Origin of the sequence: Pseudovibrio sp. W74, assembly GCF_001623085.1 — a bacterium.
Classification (GTDB): domain Bacteria; phylum Pseudomonadota; class Alphaproteobacteria; order Rhizobiales; family Stappiaceae; genus Pseudovibrio.
The window spans coordinates 213490-231729 of the sequence record NZ_LMCJ01000064.1 but is presented as its reverse complement, the minus strand read 5'-3'; the positions used below and the strand labels follow the sequence as shown (position 1 = coordinate 231729).

The 18240-nt window shown below is 51.6% G+C and carries 15 protein-coding genes and 2 tRNA genes; 10 read left to right on the top strand and 7 right to left on the bottom strand.

The window, feature by feature from the left end; all coding sequences use genetic code 11:
* Positions 1-132 precede the first annotated feature (132 nt).
* From PsW74_RS28110 to PsW74_RS28100, 3 genes are all read left to right on the top strand, one after another.
* Entirely contained in the window at positions 133-867 is a 735-nt protein-coding gene (locus PsW74_RS28110) for a L,D-transpeptidase (RefSeq protein WP_208860381.1), read from the top strand.
* Between the two features lie 306 nt (positions 868-1173).
* A complete protein-coding gene (locus PsW74_RS28105) occupies positions 1174-2550 on the top strand; it encodes an efflux RND transporter periplasmic adaptor subunit (RefSeq protein ID WP_063288381.1) in 1377 nt (458 codons plus the stop codon).
* Between the two features lie 23 nt (positions 2551-2573).
* Complete coding sequence (locus tag PsW74_RS28100) at positions 2574-5732, top strand: efflux RND transporter permease subunit (protein ID WP_063288382.1); 3159 nt, start codon at positions 2574-2576, stop codon at positions 5730-5732.
* 6 nt (positions 5733-5738) lie between these two features.
* Here PsW74_RS28100 and PsW74_RS28095 read toward each other — a convergent pair whose 3' ends face one another.
* Positions 5739-6086 carry a hypothetical protein gene (locus PsW74_RS28095; protein WP_057466069.1) on the bottom strand — a complete coding sequence of 116 codons (348 nt, stop codon included), beginning with the start codon at positions 6084-6086 and terminating at the stop codon, positions 5739-5741.
* Between the two features lie 245 nt (positions 6087-6331).
* Here PsW74_RS28095 and PsW74_RS28090 point away from each other — a divergent pair, with 245 nt between their 5' ends.
* Entirely contained in the window at positions 6332-6682 is a 351-nt protein-coding gene (locus tag PsW74_RS28090) for a hypothetical protein (protein WP_208988202.1), read from the top strand.
* Between the two features lie 47 nt (positions 6683-6729).
* Here the strand turns inward: PsW74_RS28090 and PsW74_RS28085 are convergent, their stop codons facing one another.
* Positions 6730-7686: a nucleoside hydrolase gene (locus PsW74_RS28085; protein WP_063288384.1), complete on the bottom strand. Its 957-nt coding sequence runs from the start codon at positions 7684-7686 to the stop codon at positions 6730-6732.
* A gap of 216 nt (positions 7687-7902) precedes the next feature.
* Between PsW74_RS28085 and PsW74_RS28080 the strand changes: the two genes are divergently transcribed.
* On the top strand, positions 7903-8934 hold the full coding sequence (locus PsW74_RS28080; protein ID WP_082830733.1) for a DUF2817 domain-containing protein: 1032 nt from the start codon (positions 7903-7905) through the stop codon (positions 8932-8934).
* Positions 8935-8941: 7 nt separating this feature from the next.
* On the opposite strand, the gene PsW74_RS28075 is transcribed toward PsW74_RS28080, so the two are convergent.
* The 3 genes from PsW74_RS28075 to PsW74_RS28065 form a co-directional block, all read right to left on the bottom strand.
* Positions 8942-9673, bottom strand: coding sequence for an SDR family NAD(P)-dependent oxidoreductase (locus PsW74_RS28075; RefSeq protein WP_063288385.1), 732 nt, complete (start codon positions 9671-9673; stop codon positions 8942-8944).
* Between the two features lie 120 nt (positions 9674-9793).
* Positions 9794-9867: transfer RNA gene (locus PsW74_RS28070), tRNA-Gln, on the bottom strand.
* Positions 9868-9926: 59 nt separating this feature from the next.
* Positions 9927-10000, bottom strand: a tRNA-Gln gene (locus PsW74_RS28065).
* Between the two features lie 551 nt (positions 10001-10551).
* On the opposite strand from PsW74_RS28065, the gene PsW74_RS28060 reads away from it, so the two are divergent.
* Positions 10552-11988, top strand: a complete 1437-nt coding sequence (locus tag PsW74_RS28060) for a Ppx/GppA phosphatase family protein (protein ID WP_063288386.1) — start codon at positions 10552-10554, stop codon at positions 11986-11988.
* Positions 11985-12686, top strand: coding sequence for an RlmE family RNA methyltransferase (locus PsW74_RS28055; protein ID WP_057466074.1), 702 nt, complete (start codon positions 11985-11987; stop codon positions 12684-12686). Before PsW74_RS28060 ends, PsW74_RS28055 begins: the two co-directional genes overlap by 4 nt.
* A 33-nt stretch (positions 12687-12719) precedes the next feature.
* On the opposite strand, the gene PsW74_RS28050 is transcribed toward PsW74_RS28055, so the two are convergent.
* The gene (locus PsW74_RS28050) at positions 12720-14120 is read right to left on the bottom strand and encodes an MFS transporter (protein WP_063288387.1); all 1401 of its coding nucleotides are present in this window, start codon (positions 14118-14120) and stop codon (positions 12720-12722) included.
* 327 nt (positions 14121-14447) lie between these two features.
* Here PsW74_RS28050 and guaB point away from each other — a divergent pair, with 327 nt between their 5' ends.
* The 3 genes from guaB to PsW74_RS28035 all read left to right on the top strand — a co-directional run bounded on the left by guaB (position 14448) and on the right by PsW74_RS28035 (position 17237).
* A complete protein-coding gene (gene guaB / locus PsW74_RS28045; protein WP_063288388.1) occupies positions 14448-15950 on the top strand; it encodes an IMP dehydrogenase in 1503 nt (500 codons plus the stop codon).
* A gap of 151 nt (positions 15951-16101) precedes the next feature.
* A complete protein-coding gene (locus PsW74_RS28040) occupies positions 16102-16350 on the top strand; it encodes an Arm DNA-binding domain-containing protein (protein WP_063288389.1) in 249 nt (82 codons plus the stop codon).
* Entirely contained in the window at positions 16335-17237 is a 903-nt protein-coding gene (locus PsW74_RS28035; protein ID WP_063288390.1) for a site-specific integrase, read from the top strand. Before PsW74_RS28040 ends, PsW74_RS28035 begins: the two co-directional genes overlap by 16 nt.
* Before the next feature lie 313 nt (positions 17238-17550).
* On the opposite strand, the gene PsW74_RS30080 is transcribed toward PsW74_RS28035, so the two are convergent.
* Positions 17551-18240, bottom strand: a 690-nt coding sequence (locus PsW74_RS30080; protein WP_244277911.1) for a glutathionylspermidine synthase family protein, incomplete at its 5' end; no start/stop codon positions are given.

Genomic DNA, 18240 nt, shown 5'->3' with positions numbered 1-18240 from the left:
CAAATTGTCGTGACCATCTGTCTTCCTCAATTAGTTATTGATAGAGACAAGTTAGAAACGCAAATCGGCTGTGCGATATGCTTATTGCAACATGCTCGGCAATCTAACTTAAGGAACAATAATAGGGTGACCATGAGCTTTTTAAGTACAACTGCCGAGAAGGCGAGGCATTGTAACAAAGGTAGTTTGTCCAGACGTGGTTTTGTAATCGGAACAGCAGCCCTCGCTTTGGCAGGCTGTCAGACAACCGGTGCTCCAAAACGCAAGACTGTGGCCGACCTTCGCCAGGATCCGTACTACAAGGCTGTTTATGGCCCGATGCCGGAAGAAAAATTCCCCATCCCTGCAGTCAATCTCAACCAGATCCCAGACGGCAAGTACCTCCGTCAGGTGGTGAACTACACCGGTCCGGAAGTTGGCGGCACGCTTGTTGTCGACCCATCCAACCGCTTCCTCTATCTGGTGCGCGGTGATGGCACTGCCATGCGCTACGGTGTTGGTGTGGGCCGTGCTGGCTTCAGCTGGAATGGCGATGCTGTCATCCAGTACAAGCGCCAGTGGCCAAAATGGACACCGCCAGCAGAGATGATCGCACGCCAGCCAGAGCTTGAAGAATTCCGCTATGGCATGGCGCCAGGCATCGAGAACCCGCTGGGCGCCCGCGCGCTTTACCTGTTCCAGAATGGCAAAGACACGCTGTACCGCCTGCATGGAACCAACGAACACTGGTCTATCGGCAAAAACGTATCAAGCGGCTGTATTCGCCTGCTGAACCAGGACGTGATTGACCTGTATAACCGTGTGCCAGACGGCTCGCGCGTTGTGGTGCGTCCGGCAAGTAACCCGGTGGAACCACTCAGCGTCTAGCTAAACGCTGCATCGTGAAAATGACTGAAAGGCCTGATATCACTGTCAGGCCTTTTGTGCATCTGCCTCTGGAAAACGCGCGGGGCAGATCAATGAAAGTGTAACGAACTGTAGCAAAACGCCAGTTCAGACAATGTCATTACGTTTTTACAAACTTCAAAATGCACATGTCTCACAAAAGCAATGTAAAACACTCTCAACTAAAGTGTTCTTTCATGCATACTTGAATCGCCAAGAGGCTCCTCATTGATCCAGTGAGCCTGAATAGCCGTAAGTACTGCAAATTCTGGTAGGAGTTGGGTGTTTATGTCCCGTTCTAGACAGGCTGTAAAAGTTGGTCTGATCGCCGTCGTAGTTGGCGTTGCAGGATTATATATCGGCAAACCGGCTCTGTTCTCCAAGCCGGTCCCATTGCTCAGTTCCGTTGGACTAACGCTCTGGCCAGTTGAGACGGCTGATGTGGCCGTGAAGGGCTCTGACAACAAACAGCAGGGCAAGCGTGGCAGCGGAAAACGTGGCGGTGGCAGTCAGGAAATTCTGGCCCGTGCTCGCAATGTGACCACAGGCGTAACGGACACGTTCGTCCGCGCAATTGGTACGGGTCGTGCAGCCAAGATGACAGACCTCTATCCGGAGAGCTCCGGACGTATTCAAGAGCTACCCTTCAAGGCAGGAACGCGAGTCTCTACAGGGGATGTGGTTTTACGTCTGGATGATGCGGAAGAGAAGCTTGCGGTCAATCGCGCCAAGCTCGCGCTGAAAGACGCCGAGGAACAGGTTGAGCGATACGAAAAACTCATGTCCTCGCAGACCATTTCAACGGTCCAGATGCAGAACGCTCTGCTGGCAACCAATCAGGCCCGGCTGGATTTGGACAAAGCCAGCATCGACCTTGATCGCAGACTGGTGAGAGCTCCGTTTGAAGGTATTCTCGGCATTATGGATGTCGAAATTGGTGACTATGTAACGCAATCCTCTCGGATCACGGGTCTGGATGACCGCTCCAGCATTTTGGTCGAATTTGTTGTACCGGAACGGTTTGCGAACAAGGTCAAACGCGGAGATACGGTGGAACTGCGCACAGAAGCCATGCCGGGGCATACGTTCAGTGGCGAGCTGACAGCTCTGGAAAACCGCGTTAATTCTGAATCCCGCACTTTGAAAGTTCAGGCAACAGTCGCAAACCCTGACGATCTCCTCCGATCTGGGATCGCTTTTGATGCTCGTGTCCAATTGGAAGGGGATGAATGGCCATCTGTTCCGTCCATCGCGCTCAAATGGGATCGGTCCGGCCCACATGTCTGGCTAGCGGAAAATGGTGAAGCTTTGAGAACCGACGTAACCGTCATTGAACGCAGCGCTGACCGGGTATTGATCGAAGGTGAGGTAGAGCCAGGTGATATCGTGATTACAGAGTCAGTTCGCGACTTGCGCCCAGGCACGAAAGTTACGCTTCAGGCTGAGCCGGGCTTTACTCTGACCAAGCCCGAAGGTGTAAACGCCCCACTCGTGAGTGAGACGCAGACCTCAGATGAGAACGTTGGTGCACAGCGTAAAGGGAAGGGTAACGGTCAAGGCAAGAATAAGCCAGACACAGGTCAAACCGATAAGAGCGAACCAGTTAAAAGCTCCGGTTCTCAATCTGGAATATCGGCTGATAGCACGACTAAATCCAGCTCCTGAATGACTGACCCCAAGGTGTTTCTATGACAACCGATAAAAATTCTACACGGGAAAGTCATCTGAGCGGACTGTATGCGCTGTGTGTACGGCGCCCCGTTCTGGCGATTACCCTAAATCTCCTGATTATCGTAGCAGGTATTGCAGCGCTGCTAGGTGTTGAAGTGCGCGAAATGCCCAATGTGGACCGACCCGTTGTGACGGTCACGACCACATATTCAGGTGCTCCGCCAGAAGTTACGGATGCCGAGATAACCAGTGTGCTGGAAAAAGCGATCTCGCGCACCGCAGGCATTGAATCCATTTCTTCCAACTCAAAATATGGCCGCAGCCGGATTACTGTCGAGTTCAATGACAGTGTCGATGTCAGTGAAGCAGCCAATGACATTCGTGATGCCGTAAGCGGAGCAGGGCGTAACCTGCCCGAAGATGCGGATACACCGGTTGTCGTAAAGGCCGACGCGGATGCAGATCCCGTTATGCGCGTTGTCGTAACTTCTGATGAAATGCGCATTGAGGAACTCAGCAAGTTTGTTGATGATGAGATTGTTGATCGCATCACATCCGTGCCTGGCGTTGCCAGTGTTGATTTGTATGGTTCTCAAACACCAGTCTTCAAAGTCGCGATCAACGTGCAGGCTATGTCCTCTCGTGGCCTGACACCGGACAATCTTCGCTCTGTCTTGGAAGAACTCGCGCTTGATACCTCCGGCGGTTCACTGGAAACAGGTGATCAGGAGCTCTTTGTTCGCGCGAATTCCGATGTGAAAACAGCCGAGCAAATCGGCATGGTCAAGCTCAATGAGACCACCAGAATTCGCGATATTGCCTTTGTGAGTTATGGGCCGGAACGCGCATCCTCTGGCGCATTTTATAACGGTAAACGTGCTGTCGGCATGGGCATTATTCGCTCGGCAAATTCAAACACGATCGATATCTCCAACGATGTTCGCGCTGAAATAGAGCGTATGCAGGATCAGCTTCCAAACGATGTGGAAGTCAACGTCAGTAGTGATGATGCCACGTTCATCGGTGGTGCAATTAAGGAAGTCGTATTTTCGCTGTTCCTCTCCACCAGCATTGTGATTGGTGTGATGTTGTTGTTCCTTGGGTCCATCCGCGTCACGCTTATTCCAGCCGTAACTGTTCCTGTCGCTTTGATTGGTGCATTGGTTGGCATCTGGCTGGCGGGGTTCTCCGCAAACGTTTTGACGCTTCTGGCGCTGTTGTTGGCAACCGGTATGGTGGTTGATGATGCAATTGTGGTTCTGGAGAATATCTCCAAGCGCGTTCATAACGGGCAGGGGCCACGTGCGGCTGCGATCCTTGGTACGCGGGAGGTCTTCTTTGCAGTCATCACCACAACGGCCACTCTGGCTGCTGTGTTCATTCCAATTTCATTCCTCCCGGGCAGTGTTGGCAAACTCTTCTCTGAATTCGGTTTCGTGCTTGCAATCAGTGTGATGCTGTCGTCCTTCGTTGCGCTGACCCTTGCGCCGATGATGGCTTCTCGTCTGCTGCGAACGAAAAACTATGAGGACACGCACAAACCCTCTGCGACCTGGACTGTGATTTCCAATATGGGGACAGCCATTGAGCGTTGGTACTCCAGCACATTGGATTGGACATTGCGCCGTCCATTCATATTGCTGGGTGCAGCAACGCTCTTCGTCATTCTGGGAGCTTCCCAATATACTTCACTGCCAAGACAGCTCACCCCAACAGAGGACAGGTCTGTGATCTTCATGATTGCATCGACACCTCAAGGGGCAAGTTTAGACTACACCGCGGGCAAGATGAGCGAGTTGGAATATATCGCTCAGCCCTATGTTGAAAATGGCGAGGCCCGAAGCGTTATGAGTCTTGTAGGCATGGGGGGGCAGATCAATCGCGGCTTCCTTGTTATGTCTTTGAAAGACTGGGCAGAGCGAGATCGCAGTCAGCAGGAAATTGTCAACGAACTACAACGCAAGACCGCTAAAATTCCCGGCCTGAAGGTGCGTGTTGCTCAACCCAATACAATTGGAATTCGCGGCGCTGGGCAGGGACTTCGTTTTGCCGTGACCGGCACCAACTATGATGAACTGGCCGAAAATGCAGATGATATCGTCTCGGAGATGCAGGCCCGTTACGGTGACAAAGTTGGCTTTGCCTCCGTGTCCTATGAGACGACACAGCCGCAATTGTTGGTGAGTGTAGACAGGGAACGCGCAAATGATCTGGGACTGTCTTCCGACCGGATCGCCTCTAATCTGCGCATGCTGCTCGATGGCTCGTCAGTAGCGGACCTCTTTGTAGAAGATGACGGCATTCCAATGGTCATGGAAGCAGGTGGTCTGCCATTGCGCTCTACCCGTGATTTGGAAAATATCTTCATCAAGAGCAAAGACGGCACCATGCTGCCTATGTCCTCTATTGTCTCCATTGAAGAAGAGGCCGTGGCACCAAGCTTGACGCGTGAAGAGCAGCAAAGAGCAGTCCCCGTCACCATCTCCATCAATGATGGTTATGATCTTGCGCAGGCAATCTCTGACATGAAAGAAGTTGCTGAGGAGGTCTTGCCGGAAGGCACAAATGTCACGCTTTTGAGTGAAGCAGCGGTTTTGGAGAAAACCACGTCCAACGTCTACATGACCTTCCTCTTTGCGATCCTGGTGGTCTTCCTTGTACTCGCTGCGCAGTTTGAAAGCTTCATGAGTGCCTTTGTCATTCTCTGCACAGTGCCCTTTGGCATTTCAGCGGCGATTATCTCTATCGGCCTGACTGGAGGCTCCATCAACGTCTACTCCCAGATCGGTATCATCTTGCTCGTTGGTTTGATGGCCAAGAACGGCATTCTCATTGTCGAATTTGCCAACACATTGCGGGAAGAGGGGCGTTCGGTCTTTGAAGCGATCCATGATGCATGCCTCATCCGCTTCCGCCCAGTTGTTATGACTGTGGTCTCAACCGTCCTTGGTGGCGTGCCACTGGTCATGGCTTTTGGAGCAGGGGCAGAAGCGCGCATTGAGATGGGATGGGTAATCGTTGGTGGTTTAGGCTTTGCAACACTCTCCACACTCTTCGTAACACCAGCCGCCTACTTGCTGCTGATGCGCTTTACGAAGCCACGCAAAGCCAGTGAAGAGAAACTGCACAGTGAGCTTGATAAAGCGCTGGGCACCACGAATACGCCAGCAGAATAGCTGCAGTTAAGGACAAGCCGAGATGATCACAATGCTTGCATTGCCTTCGTCTCGGCACTTCTGCGCAAGATAAAAGATATCCAGCCGCAGTGTGACCAGGTGGGAGTTTGCGCCCGGCTCAGTCGTCTCACTCACACGGTGGCCGAGATCTTGCGACAGCTCCAACTCAAAGAACGCTTCACTTTGAGAAAAGTAGGAGAGCAGCAAATCCAGATCGAGCGCTTCATTGCCGGCGGCGTCAACGACACGGGTCTGGCGAAGCTTGTCGCGCCACATAAGCTCTCCGCAATTATCAAGAAATTGCTCGCAGGAGACCAGCTCGTCAAACAGTTGATGAACACTAGAACGAAGCATCTAATCTATATCCAGCCTTTCAGATGCAAATTGCAGAGCGAATTATAGTCCAAAGATCTGATTTCCCCTCAAAACCAAACGATAAAATTGAAGGTATGAGCCATTTGATTGCACAGCATCAGATCACTGAAGTTTACAATACCCCTCAATTGTCACAGAAATGTAATAAGGCGCATTGAGTGCGCCTTGATCGTGGTATGCTTTGATTTTCCCTAATGGAATTAAAGGTGCGACCACGGAGAGAAATGATGCGCTCACTTAAGTTTTTGACGGTGATACTGACAGGTCTGTCGACAATGCTGATATCAGTCTCACTCGGTAATGCCTTGGGCATACAGCAATTGACAGAAGTGAGCGGACGAGCGGAAGTTGTCGATAAACGCCAGCTCAATATCTATCACCAACATGGGATTATTCGCGTTGGTCTGATGTGGCCTGCGGAAAATCATTACTCTTTGCGGCGTCAATTGGCGACCGCAGTCAAAGTGAAATGCCTGATGTTCGGATCTGAAGCATCTGCAAGCTGCGTTGCAATTGATAAGTTCGGGTCGCGCTGGATGCTCGGCAATGCCAATCAGATGGCATTCACAAAGTAAGGTGCTTAAAAGCGCCGACAGCCTGATGCTCTCGGCGCTTTCTAATTTTACTTATTGCTGGCGAACGTCTTCATCATGATGTCGACGAAGAGTGCCGCATTCGCGTCAAGGGCCACTTTGCAATTGGCTTGTTTGGTGCCGCGGTGGTTCTTGTCAACAATCGTACGCCCAACAGTCAGTGCACCCTGTGTTTCAATGTCGACCGGGAACTCTTCCAGCGTAATCACGTCTGGCTGAATGAGGTGCGCGATACAAAGCGCATCATGCACCGGTGCGCTGTGCTCAACATCCATCTTCTGGATCTTGTCGTGAATGCCAATGCGATGGCCTGTACAAGCGGCCATTGCCTTACCAGCAGGCGTGCCCAGCTCATCAAACTGACGACATTGCGTTGTTGTCACCAGCGCTTTGTGTGTTGCATCCAGTGGTACCATGGTCAGCTTTTCAAAGCCAGCATTGAAGACTGCATAAGCAGCCTCTGGGTCAGCCCAGATGTTGAATTCCGCAGCAGGGGTCACATTGCCAACATCATGACCACCACCCATGATTACGACTTCAGGAATGAGGTCCACCAACTTCGGCTCAACAGCCAGCGCCGCTGCAATGTTGGTGAGTGGTGCAACCGGAACCAGCGTGATTGGATCAGTCGCACTGCGGTAGGTCTCTACCAGATACTCAACAGCATGCTGCTTTTGTGCTTTTAAAACAGTTTCTGGCAGAGGAAGATGTTTGCCGTGGATCTTCTCGGTCAGATCGTTTTTGGTGCGGGGAGTTGGAAAGTCATTTCGTACCAGAGGCTTGTGACAACCAGCGTAAACCGGAATCTCAGGCTTGCCGATATAGTCGAGAACACGCAAGGAATTATCTGTGCAATAATGCAGCTCAGCATTCCCGTTCACAGTGGTTACGCCAATTAGGTCAAGATCTTCATGCAAAGCAGCCAACATAATGGCAACAGCATCATCCGTGCCGGTGTCCACATCTAGTATCAGTTTTCTTTTCATTATTCGCTCCCGGGAAGCTGATCGCTGCTAACTCTATGGGTGCGCAGCGGCAGCCTGATATGAAGACGCATCATCGCAATTGATTGAAAACTTGCATGTGATGCGAGAAAAAAGAGATAAGGAACAACAGACTAGATTATTCTTTCCGGGTCAATTAGGTGTGTAATGTAACCGCCGATATATCACAGGTTCATCCCGTTATTTGAAGAGTACATAATGCCTGCAAATCCCGTTTTCTCTGAGGACTATTTCCAAGCTCAACAGCGTTTCATGGACCTGGCCAGTCGACTTGGATTTGAGACAGAGATCATCCCGCACCCCACCTTCAAGAGTGAAGAGAGACCTGTGCAGATGACTGTTGCTTTGCAAGGCAAGCCAGACAGTGAGCATGTGGTGTTCATCACTTCCGGCGTGCATGGAACAGAACTCACAGCAGGCTCTGGAATTCAGCTGGACTTGATGCAGCGCTATCTGGAGCAGCTGCCAGACAATACAAAAGTGGTCTGGGTGCATGCAGTCAACCCAACTGGCTGCGCGATCTTTACGCGGACAGATGAGAACAACGTCGACAACAACCGCAACTCCATTAGCTTTGATGGAGACCTTCCTCAAAACCCAGACTATGAGGAGCTGCACACTGCCATTTGTGCGCCGCAGATCACAGGCGAGGAGTGGCAGACTGCTAATGCCGCAATCAAAGCCTATACCGAAAAGAACGGAGCTGGCGCTCTGACGCAAAAAGTGTTGAAGGGGCAGTACACGGTCCCAATGGGTCTGTTCTATGGTGGGGAGGAAACCTCCTGGTCCACCAAAACCCTAAAGCAAGTCATTGTCTGTTATGGACAAGGCGCAAAGCGTGCAACGATCATTGATCTGCACACTGGTGTTGGCCCCTGCGGCTTCTGTGAGGTGATGGACCTCAGTTCAAAGCCGGGTGAAGAGGCGGAGTGGAGCCTCATTGGTGGTTTCATGTGCGATACTTTGGACAGTTTGGATCTGGAGGTCCCACCAACCAAGCTGATCCTGGAGTTTGGCACAGTCCCATTTGAACAAGTGCTAGACGCTCATCGCCGAGACAACTGGCTTAAACGCAATCGGGACACTGTCGCCTCAGAGTTGGCCGCTGAAATCAGGCAGGAGCTCAAGGATGCGCTCTTTGTTGATACACAAGAGTGGTGTGAAGCACTTCTGACGCAAAGCCGCGATGTTTTTGAACAGTACGTTTTGAAAGCCACTATCGACGCTTAATGACCGCTCAGGGTGCGATTTCAGTCCCGTCATAGGCCAGGCATTTGCCGGTTTGGGATTGATCCACCTTACTGATCACATCCAGCAACATTGCAGCAGACTGCTTTGGCTGCATCAACTGGCTTTCTTGAATGCCGCGTTGAAACGGTTTTGAAAGGGAGCTGTCCACTGTTCCCGGATGCAGGCCAATAATGATAGAGCTTTGATGCGTGCGCTGCATCTCAATCGCAGCGCACCTGATGAGCATGTTAAGGGCTGCTTTTGAGGCCCGGTACGAATACCATCCCCCCAGATAATTATCAGAAATGCTGCCAACGCGCGCTGAAATGGTTGCAAAAACAGCCTTCTTGTGCTTGGGTAACAGCGGTAGAAAGTACTTCATGATCATCGCTGGTAAGATCGTGTTCGTACAAAACGTTTCCCCCATTCCGGCGTGGGTGAGGGCCCGGATAGTTTTTTCTGGTTTCGTGGTTGCGCTGTGGAGCTGCCCCGTCGCCACGAAAATCAGATCCAGCCCACCAGCTGCTTTAATCGCATCTGCACTGGCATTGAGCCCTTCTGGATCCTCCAATGAGAAAGCCCGACTTTCAACACGCTCATGGACTGGCATGCGCTCTAAAGAACGGGCAAAACAAAACACAGTCGCCGTGTGATAGCGATCAATGCATTCATTGACAAAAGCAGAGCCAATCGCGCCACTGGCACCAAAAACGGCAATCCGTTTGGGAGAAAAGGGCATGACAGGGCCTCTGCAAGCGTTGAAGACGCAAGCAGTGTTCTTGAGGGACACAAAGCCGTCAATTAGCGGAATATGAGAGCCGCCCAGGCAATCTGTTTAGATATGATGTATGGAAGAAAATGGCTGGGGATCCTGGACTCGAACCAGGACCGACGGAGTCAGAGTCCGCTGTTCTACCATTAAACTAATCCCCAGCAGAACAGGAGGGAAGTGTTCCCTACCTGGCAGTTGAAGCTTTTGATACGTGAGTAATTGGCTGGGGATCCTGGACTCGAACCAGGACCGACGGAGTCAGAGTCCGCTGTTCTACCATTAAACTAATCCCCAGCAATAACAGCACGTTAGCTACTGCCAACCAACAAAGTGAAGCAAGTCGTTCAATTCGTCGGTGAGAGGGCTTTTAGTGTTCGGACCGGACCTTGTCAACTTGGTTCTCGTGAGTTTTAACAAAATCAGTGGGCTAAGCGGATTTCATGCCCTTCTCTTGTGAATAAGGGCATGGCTCTGAGTGTTTCTGCGCAAATGTGCTCTGGCTATGGCACAGCTGTATCAACTCCGACCACCGGCGAGCCGAACTGTAAGCCTCTGGAGTTTCCTGCAATTTGAGAGAATTCGTTTAAATTTAGGACTGTACCATTCAAATGGTGCGATTGCTGTTTGCCATGAAACTGTTACAATGTTGCCAACTTAAAATGACTTCAGTCCAGATCGCATTTAGATGCCTCAAGGACTGCACAAAGGCATAGCACTTGAAGAAAACGGGTGAGCGGTCCTCTTCGGATGGAGCGAGAACGCCCGGCGTCCCGGGAAGCTCGAAAAAGGGCAGACGGAAGCAACGCCATAGAAAGCGCCAGGGTGGTGACGCCAAAAATGCGTCTTTGCACCGCGCTGAAGCTGGTCATTCTGCTGGGATTGCGGAAGAGGCCGGTAGTTCTCGTCCTGAAGGCGCCAAGCGGCAGAGGAAAGCACGTCGCGCAAAGCCTAATCGGGCAGAAAGACGTGCGCTCCTAAACCAGAAACTACATGCGCCCGTTGTCAATATTGATCCGGGCGGCACATCAGTAGAAGTTATACAACCTGCTCCTGCACCTAAGGAGGAGGCCAAAACGCATGGGTCAGCGCAGGCCAGACAGTCAGGGCCTGTAGAGCAACAATCTCCGCGTCCTTCTCAAGGCTACAGATCTCGCGAAAGTGATGCAAACCGACGCCATCATCATGCGGATACGCGTGGTGATGGGACGCATCGTTTTCCTTCGCGCCACAGGCATCAGGCGGCAGGGTCTCAGGAACTTTATGCAGCTTTGGATCTAGGCACCAACAATTGTCGTTTGTTGATTGCCAGACCAGAGCAGCGCGGGTTTCGCGTTGTCGATGCCTACTCCAAGATTGTACGCTTGGGGGAGGGTGTCGGGCGTAACCGGAAACTCTCCGATGACGCCATTTCTCGAGCCATTGAGGCCTTGCAGGTTTGTCAGCAAAAGATTTCCGAGCGCGGCGTTCAGCGGGCACGGCTCATTGCAACCGAAGCCTGCCGGGCAGCTGAAAATGGCGAGGAGTTTGTCAGCCGTGCCAAGAAAGAAGCGGGGCTGGAGCTTGAGATCGTCAGTCAGGAGACTGAAGCACGCTTAGCTGTTGCTGGGTGCGTTTCTCTGGTCGATCCTGAGGCTGATGGTGTTCTGCTTTTCGATATTGGAGGCGGATCCTCTGAGATTGTCTGGCTCGATCTGCGCAACAGATATGGTGCGCGCGGGTATGCACTGACGCGCTTTGTCCGAACATGGACGTCTCTGCCTCTGGGCGTTGTAAATCTGGCGGAAAGTCACGGAGGTGTGCACGTCACACCAGATGTTTTTGAAGCTATGGTTGGTGATGTCTCGCAGAGATTGGAGAATTTCCCTCTTGGCAATGAACTCTCCCGTGCTATAGAGCGCGGAAATGTCCATATGCTGGGAACATCCGGGACGGTGACTACATTGGCCGGGGTCCACTTGGGCCTTAAACGCTATGATCGCCGCCGCGTTGATGGAGCATGGATGGAACAGGAAGATGTTTCAGCCATGATTAACCAGCTTTTGAATATGTCCTATCAAGAACGGGTGGAAAACCCTTGTATTGGTGAGGACCGAGCCGATTTGGTGCTAGCAGGTTGCGCAATTTTGGAAGGAATACGCCGCAGATGGCCTTGTCAGCGTTTACGTGTGGCTGACAGAGGACTGCGGGAAGGTATTTTGATGGAGATGATGGCTGCAGACAAAGTCTGGAGCAACTCCAACCATAAGCGCCGGCGCACCCCTAGAAAGGAATATAACAGATGAGCGGCAACTCTAGTGGTCGTGGATCAGGTGATCGGGGCATGTTTCAGCGCGTGAAAACTGCGCGTAAACGGTCCAACTCCTCAACACTCTGGCTGCAACGCCAGCTGAATGATCCGTACGTCCGCCGTGCCAAGGTCGATGGCTATCGCTCTAGGGCGGCCTACAAGCTGATCGAGATCAACGAGAAGCATGAAATCTTGAAGCCGGGTATGCGTGTGGTCGATTTGGGGTGTGCTCCAGGCGGCTGGTCGCAGCTGACGGCGCCGATCGTTGGCTCAATGGATGATGAGCCATTGGTGGTTGGGATTGATTATCTCGAAGTTGAACCGATCCCAGGCGTTGTGATCCTTCAAAAAGACTTTCTGGATGATGATGCTCCTGATGAACTGATGAAAGCGCTCGGCGGGCATCGCCCAGATCTGGTGATGTCTGACATGGCAGCGCCAACGACAGGCCATCGTCAAACAGATCACCTGCGCACGACTTATTTGTTCGAGATCGCAATCGATTTTGCGCGTCAGAACCTGAATGAAGGTGGTGCATTCCTCTCAAAGGTGTTTGCCGGTGGGGCTGAGGCAAAGTTGCTTCAGGATCTGAAGAAGGAATTTAAGTCTGTGGTGCATATCAAGCCGCCAGCGAGCCGCAAAGGCAGCCCTGAGATGTTTATTCTCGCCAAGGGCTACAGAGGTTCCAAATAATGTTCAGAAAGGCTGGTTTCGACCAGCCTTTTTTTATTGATGTAAGTGTACTTGCTCATCCACTTTGTTCTTTCCAAGATTAACGGGAAGAAACCAGAAAAACAGCACGGGCAGCAAGGCAAATAAACCAGTGCAAACGGAGAGCCAGATAAAGTCAGGCCCGGTGAACATGGGCTCTTCTGTGATGTTCTGCCGAACATGCAAAACGGCAGCAGCAAAGCCAACCGCCAGTGAAATAGAAAGTTGCTGAACCAGTCCTGCAAAGCTCACACCCTGATTAACAAGACACCTGGTCAGATCCGCATAGCTTGCTGTGTTGGCTGATGTGAATACAAGGCTTCGTGTAAGGCCTGTGAGCAGGATGAGGAGCGCGACTGCTGCAAGTGACTTGGTAAGCCACACAAAGCCCACAGCCAGCGTTAAAACGGAAAGAACAATGGTGCAGGGCAGCAGGACGCCGCGAAAGCCGAATGTTTTGATCAATCGGTGAGCGACCACGCGTGAAAGCAGGGCTCCAATGGCTGCGGCGCCCATAAGGAGTCCTGTTGTCAGACTATCAAGACCCATTGGGATTTGCAGCATGAGCGGCATGACAAACGCAAAGGAAGCGACGCCGATGCGCAAAGGGACAGCTGCGTAGGTCGAGACACGATAGCTGAGATTTGCGAAGAGCTTCAGGTCAATCACTGGATGGCGTGCGCGCCGTGCATGCCATATAAAAACCAGGCCGAATGATAAACTTGCTGCAAAAAGGCCAAAGGGAATAAATGCATCGGCCGTGATCTTCGTAAGATTAGCAATCCCAGCCAGGAGCGATGCGGCAGTACTCCCTAGCAAAATGAACCCCGGAAAATCGAAGGGCACCTTGTTCTTCCGTCTGTAATTGCGAAAGTAAAAGCTGCTCATAGCGCCAACGGCAACGCAAACCGGCACATTGATCAAAAAAATCCAGCGCCAATTGAGATAGTGGACAATAATGCCGCCCAGAAAGGGACCAAAGGCAATCCCGAATGCAGCGGGCGTGACGACCCAAACCATCGCTTGCACAAGGTTCTTCGTGCCTGCCATGCGGATGACTGTCAGACGTCCAATCGGCATTAGAAAGGCTCCGGCAAACCCCTGAATTGCACGAGCAATCAAAAGATGGGTCAGATTACTGGAAAGAGCGCAAGCCACTGACATGCTCATAAACAGGAGCGCTGCACCAACAAACAATCGTTTTGAACCGAACCGGTCAGCTGCCCATCCAGAAATGGGAATAAATACCGCTAATGTGAGCTGATAGAGCGATATGGTCATATGCAATGTAAGTGGATTGATTTTCAGGTCACGGGCGATAGTGGGGATCGCAACCCCAAGCACTGTAGCGTCCAACTGCACCAGCAAAAGCGTCATGCCAACGATCACAGTTGTCATGCGGAGGCGGTGCGGCATGCTCGGAGCTTTCCGGTCTGAAATCACTCAGGGGGGCCGTTGAGGCGTCTGGATATCCCTGAAGGTGTCTATTCTCGAAAGCTGACCCTAAAGGAACTCGGTCTACCAACACTCATCGGCGATACTGGCAATTTAGTAAAATCAATGGGGTAGGGCTCAAATATGCAATCCGCGGCCTGAAATTGATAAATGCCCCTTTTCAAATCGCAAAAGCCGTGGTAGTGACCCGCGTCAACTTCTCTATCTTTTCAGACAACTCTGCAGTCAAATCCACTTGAGCAGGGAGTGGGTCAGGGCGGTCTATATTCATCCGAAGGGAACTTGGCAATGCCTACATTTTACGAACCATCTTCAGGTCACGAAGCGCTGACTTTTGATGATGTTCTGCTCCTCCCAGGGCATTCTGAGATCATGCCAGCGCAGGTCGAACTGCACTCACGAATCTCTCGCAATCTTCATTTGTATTTGCCTATCCTCTCTTCTGCAATGGACACAGTGACAGAAGCACGCCTGGCGATTGCTATGGCACAGGCTGGTGGCCTCGGCATCATCCACAAGAACATGACACCAGAACGTCAGGCCGAAGAAGTCCGTCAGGTGAAGAAATTCGAGAGTGGCATGGTCGTCAATCCATTGGTGATTGGTCCCGATGCAACTCTGGAAGACGCTCTCAATCTGATGGAGGCGCACAAGATCTCCGGCGTGCCAGTGGTTGAAAACGGTGGTCGCGGTGGTACTGCTACAGGTCGCCTCGTTGGTATTCTGACCAACCGCGACGTACGCTTTGCCTCAAACCCAGAGCAGCTGGTCTGTGAACTGATGACCCGCGACAACCTGATCACAGTGCGCGATAACGTTCGTCAGGATGAAGCCAAGCGGCTATTGCACCAACACCGTATCGAAAAGCTTTTGGTGGTTGATGAGAACCAGTATTGTGTTGGTCTTATTACTGTAAAAGACATGGAAAAGGCACAGCTCAATCCAAATGCATCCAAGGACGGGCAGGGGCGCCTTCTGTCCGGGGCTGCAACCAGCGTTGGTGAAGATGGCATGCGCCGCGCTGAGGCCCTGATTGAAGCTGATGTCGACCTTCTGGTCGTCGACACAGCGCACGGCCATTCACAGGCCGTAATTGATCAGGTAGCTGCAATCAAGAAGCGCTTCCCGAGTGTGGAGCTGGTGGCTGGCAACGTAGCAACTCCAGCGGCGACAAAAGCACTGATCGAAGCTGGTGCGGACGCCGTGAAGGTGGGTATCGGACCGGGTTCTATCTGTACAACGCGCATTGTTGCTGGTGTCGGCGTTCCTCAGCTCACAGCGATCCTTGAGTGCGCAGCCGAGGCTGCTAAGGCTGACGTGCCAATCATTGCAGATGGTGGCATCAAGTTCTCCGGCGATATGGCAAAAGCATTCGCAGCAGGTGCAGGCTCCTGCATGGTGGGTTCACTACTGGCTGGTACCGAAGAAAGCCCAGGTGAGGTTTACCTGCATCAAGGGCGTTCCTACAAAGCCTATCGTGGTATGGGCTCTGTAGGTGCAATGGCACGTGGTTCCGCAGATCGTTACTTCCAGGCAGAGGTCTCTGATAAGCTGAAGCTGGTTCCAGAAGGCATTGAAGGACAGGTGCCTTACAAAGGCCCGCTCTCTTCCGTTCTGCACCAGCTCGCAGGCGGCGTCCGTGCGTCCATGGGCTATGTCGGCGCACCAAACTTGCCGGAGTACAAAGACCGCGCAACCTTCGTCCGCATCTCCGGCGCTTCCCTTCGCGAAAGCCACGCCCACGACGTCACGATTACAAGAGAGAGCCCGAATTACCCCGGCGCTGTTTGATGGGTTTAGGCTGAGCTATCTCTTCTTTTAATTTCAATGGCTTGCGGTTATTTCGAGTTATATCGAAATACCGCAAGTTTTAATGGTCATATGACTAGCGTATGATTTATTTTTCGTGCTCATATAGGTGTGTGTGATTTAAGGCATCTCCATGGCAACGCGGCTCACCAACTCAGATCTCAAAAATTTTAAGTATGAAGGCAAACGTATCCGGCTCTCCGACTCCGTAGAGGAGGGGCTGCTCGTCACAGTTGGCGCAAAGACAAAAACCTTTTCGGTTTACGTCAAAGTTGCAGGTCAGCGCTTGTATGAGACGCTGGGGTATTTCCCAGAACTCAGTGTTGATGAAGCGCGTGAGAAAGTGCGCAAAATGAAAAAAACGCTATGCGCGAAGGGTTAATACATATCGAGACCCTGGATGAGCTTGCTCAGATTTACTTCAAGCGCAGAGAGGGGGAGGTCGCAAACACTACCCTGGCAAAGTACAAATCTGATTGGAAAAACAAGTTTAAGGACTGGTACAACTTAAACCCGGCAGCGTTGACAGTCGATAGGTGTCGCATGAAGTTTGGGCTGCTTTCTGAGAAGCATGGCCCGATCGCAGCAAATACTGCAGCGATCACAAGCCAGGTAATAATCAACTGGTCGATCTCCCAGGGTTTGCTCCGTCTTCCGTTTGCTAATCCTTGGCTCCACGTAACGAGTAGTCCTCGTAAGCCGCGAACACGGTTTATGAGTTCAGAGGAGCTGAGCAAGTATTGGAATGGACTGGAAGAGGTTCAGGCCGGTGGGCGGCATTGGATCATGGGTGTCTATGCTCTGCGTTATCTTCTGATGACTGGCCGAAGAAAGGAAGAGACGCTCAGTCTGCGCTGGGACCAGCTTGACTTGGAGATGGGGGCGGTATCACAGCCAACGAAGACTGGAGAAAAGACATTCCGACTTGCTCAAGAGGTGATCGATCACTTGGAAAGTGTCCCTGCAGTAAAGGGCTGTGATTTTGTTTTTGCTTCATTTGGCAACGGGAATACGGCTGTAAATGAACATACTCTCTATAGTACACATAATGATGTGTGCAAGAAAGCTGGTATCTCTAATCTGCAAATCCATGATTTGCGCCGGACTGTAGGGTCTCATCTGCGTTTGAGTGGTGTTGATCTGGCTGATATCGCAGACATCTTAGGGCATTCTGACTTAACGACCACGAGGCGACATTATGCGCATCTCGATAGTGCGCGGCATAGAGATAAGGCAGAGATTGTAGCAGCGTTGATGCGAAAAAAATAAAGTTTCACCCTGACAGGGCTAAAGCCGGACCTTCGATCGCTTCCATCATGGATTGAGATACCTTCATCCGAAGGCTTTTCCAGTAGCTCTTATGCACGATCTAGAATTACCCAACATGACCTAAGCTGCCATTGGTGCTGTTCCTCAGCCGTCGCAGCCAATGTTTGATTTCAACTTCAAGACGATCTCCTCAAACTTCCTGCTGAAGTAGTGGTAGATCATCTGTTCCCATGAGTTGACAAGCGCTAAACGGACTAACTGTCGTTCGCTGCAGGCAAACAGCATGAAGACGTTAAGGTGCCTCAATTAAGCGTTAGTCGCAAATGTAGTGTGGGACGAAGCGAGATAAGTCTTTTGTGATCTTGGAGCTGTCTTCACGGATGCCTATTCCTGCTGGCTCATCTCCAATAACCCAAGATCCTATTACTGTGAAATCCTCACCATATTGCGGGACTGGGCAATAAGCTTGCAGAACGAAGCCCTCAACACCGTATGGGCCTTGTGCTTCCTCAGCGACTTGCGCTCCCTCCATGATGGAGATATTAGCCCCTTCTCGGCTAAAGATGGGTTTTCGTACATAGCGGTCGGTGAGATCGCTCTTGTCTTCATCCTGCTCAAAATAGGATGGCAATAGGTTAGGGTGGCCTTTGAACATTCCCCAAAGCATCGGAAGCATGGCCTTGTTGGACAGAATGGCCTTCCAAGGTGGTTCAATAAGGCGCATGTTTGTTTTGGGCAAGATAGGTCCATAGGACTCGCGGAACATGTCTTCGTAGGGGTAGAGCTTGAAGAGGTTCTCGATCACGTACTCTTCTTGATCGGCAAACTGGAATGCCTCATCCACGCCAATATCTTCGATAAAGACAAAGTGGTCCTGAAGGCCAGCCTGACGGGCGCAATCTTGCAGGTAGCGCACGGTTGCGCGGTCTTCAATAGCATCCTTCACGCAGGACAGGTGCAGGTGGTCTCCGGCTTCCAGAATCTGTGAGAGACGGCTGATCAG

Excerpts from the sequence above, each read along its gene's own strand:
- PsW74_RS28050 (WP_063288387.1), bottom strand. The coding sequence starts at position 14,120 with ATGCCGCACCGCCTCCGCATGACAACTGTGATCGTTGGCATGACGCTT.
- PsW74_RS28055 (WP_057466074.1), top strand. The coding sequence starts at position 11,985 with ATGAGCGGCAACTCTAGTGGTCGTGGATCAGGTGATCGGGGCATGTTT.
- PsW74_RS28035 (WP_063288390.1), top strand. The coding sequence starts at position 16,335 with ATGCGCGAAGGGTTAATACATATCGAGACCCTGGATGAGCTTGCTCAG.
- PsW74_RS28085 (WP_063288384.1), bottom strand. The coding sequence starts at position 7,686 with ATGAAAAGAAAACTGATACTAGATGTGGACACCGGCACGGATGATGCT.
- PsW74_RS28080 (WP_082830733.1), top strand. The coding sequence starts at position 7,903 with ATGCCTGCAAATCCCGTTTTCTCTGAGGACTATTTCCAAGCTCAACAG.
- PsW74_RS28090 (WP_208988202.1), top strand. The coding sequence starts at position 6,332 with ATGATGCGCTCACTTAAGTTTTTGACGGTGATACTGACAGGTCTGTCG.
- PsW74_RS28040 (WP_063288389.1), top strand. The coding sequence starts at position 16,102 with ATGGCAACGCGGCTCACCAACTCAGATCTCAAAAATTTTAAGTATGAA.
- guaB (WP_063288388.1), top strand. The coding sequence starts at position 14,448 with ATGCCTACATTTTACGAACCATCTTCAGGTCACGAAGCGCTGACTTTT.
- PsW74_RS28075 (WP_063288385.1), bottom strand. The coding sequence starts at position 9,673 with ATGCCCTTTTCTCCCAAACGGATTGCCGTTTTTGGTGCCAGTGGCGCG.
- PsW74_RS28110 (WP_208860381.1), top strand. The coding sequence starts at position 133 with ATGAGCTTTTTAAGTACAACTGCCGAGAAGGCGAGGCATTGTAACAAA.
- PsW74_RS28105 (WP_063288381.1), top strand. The coding sequence starts at position 1,174 with ATGTCCCGTTCTAGACAGGCTGTAAAAGTTGGTCTGATCGCCGTCGTA.
- PsW74_RS28100 (WP_063288382.1), top strand. The coding sequence starts at position 2,574 with ATGACAACCGATAAAAATTCTACACGGGAAAGTCATCTGAGCGGACTG.
- PsW74_RS28095 (WP_057466069.1), bottom strand. The coding sequence starts at position 6,086 with ATGCTTCGTTCTAGTGTTCATCAACTGTTTGACGAGCTGGTCTCCTGC.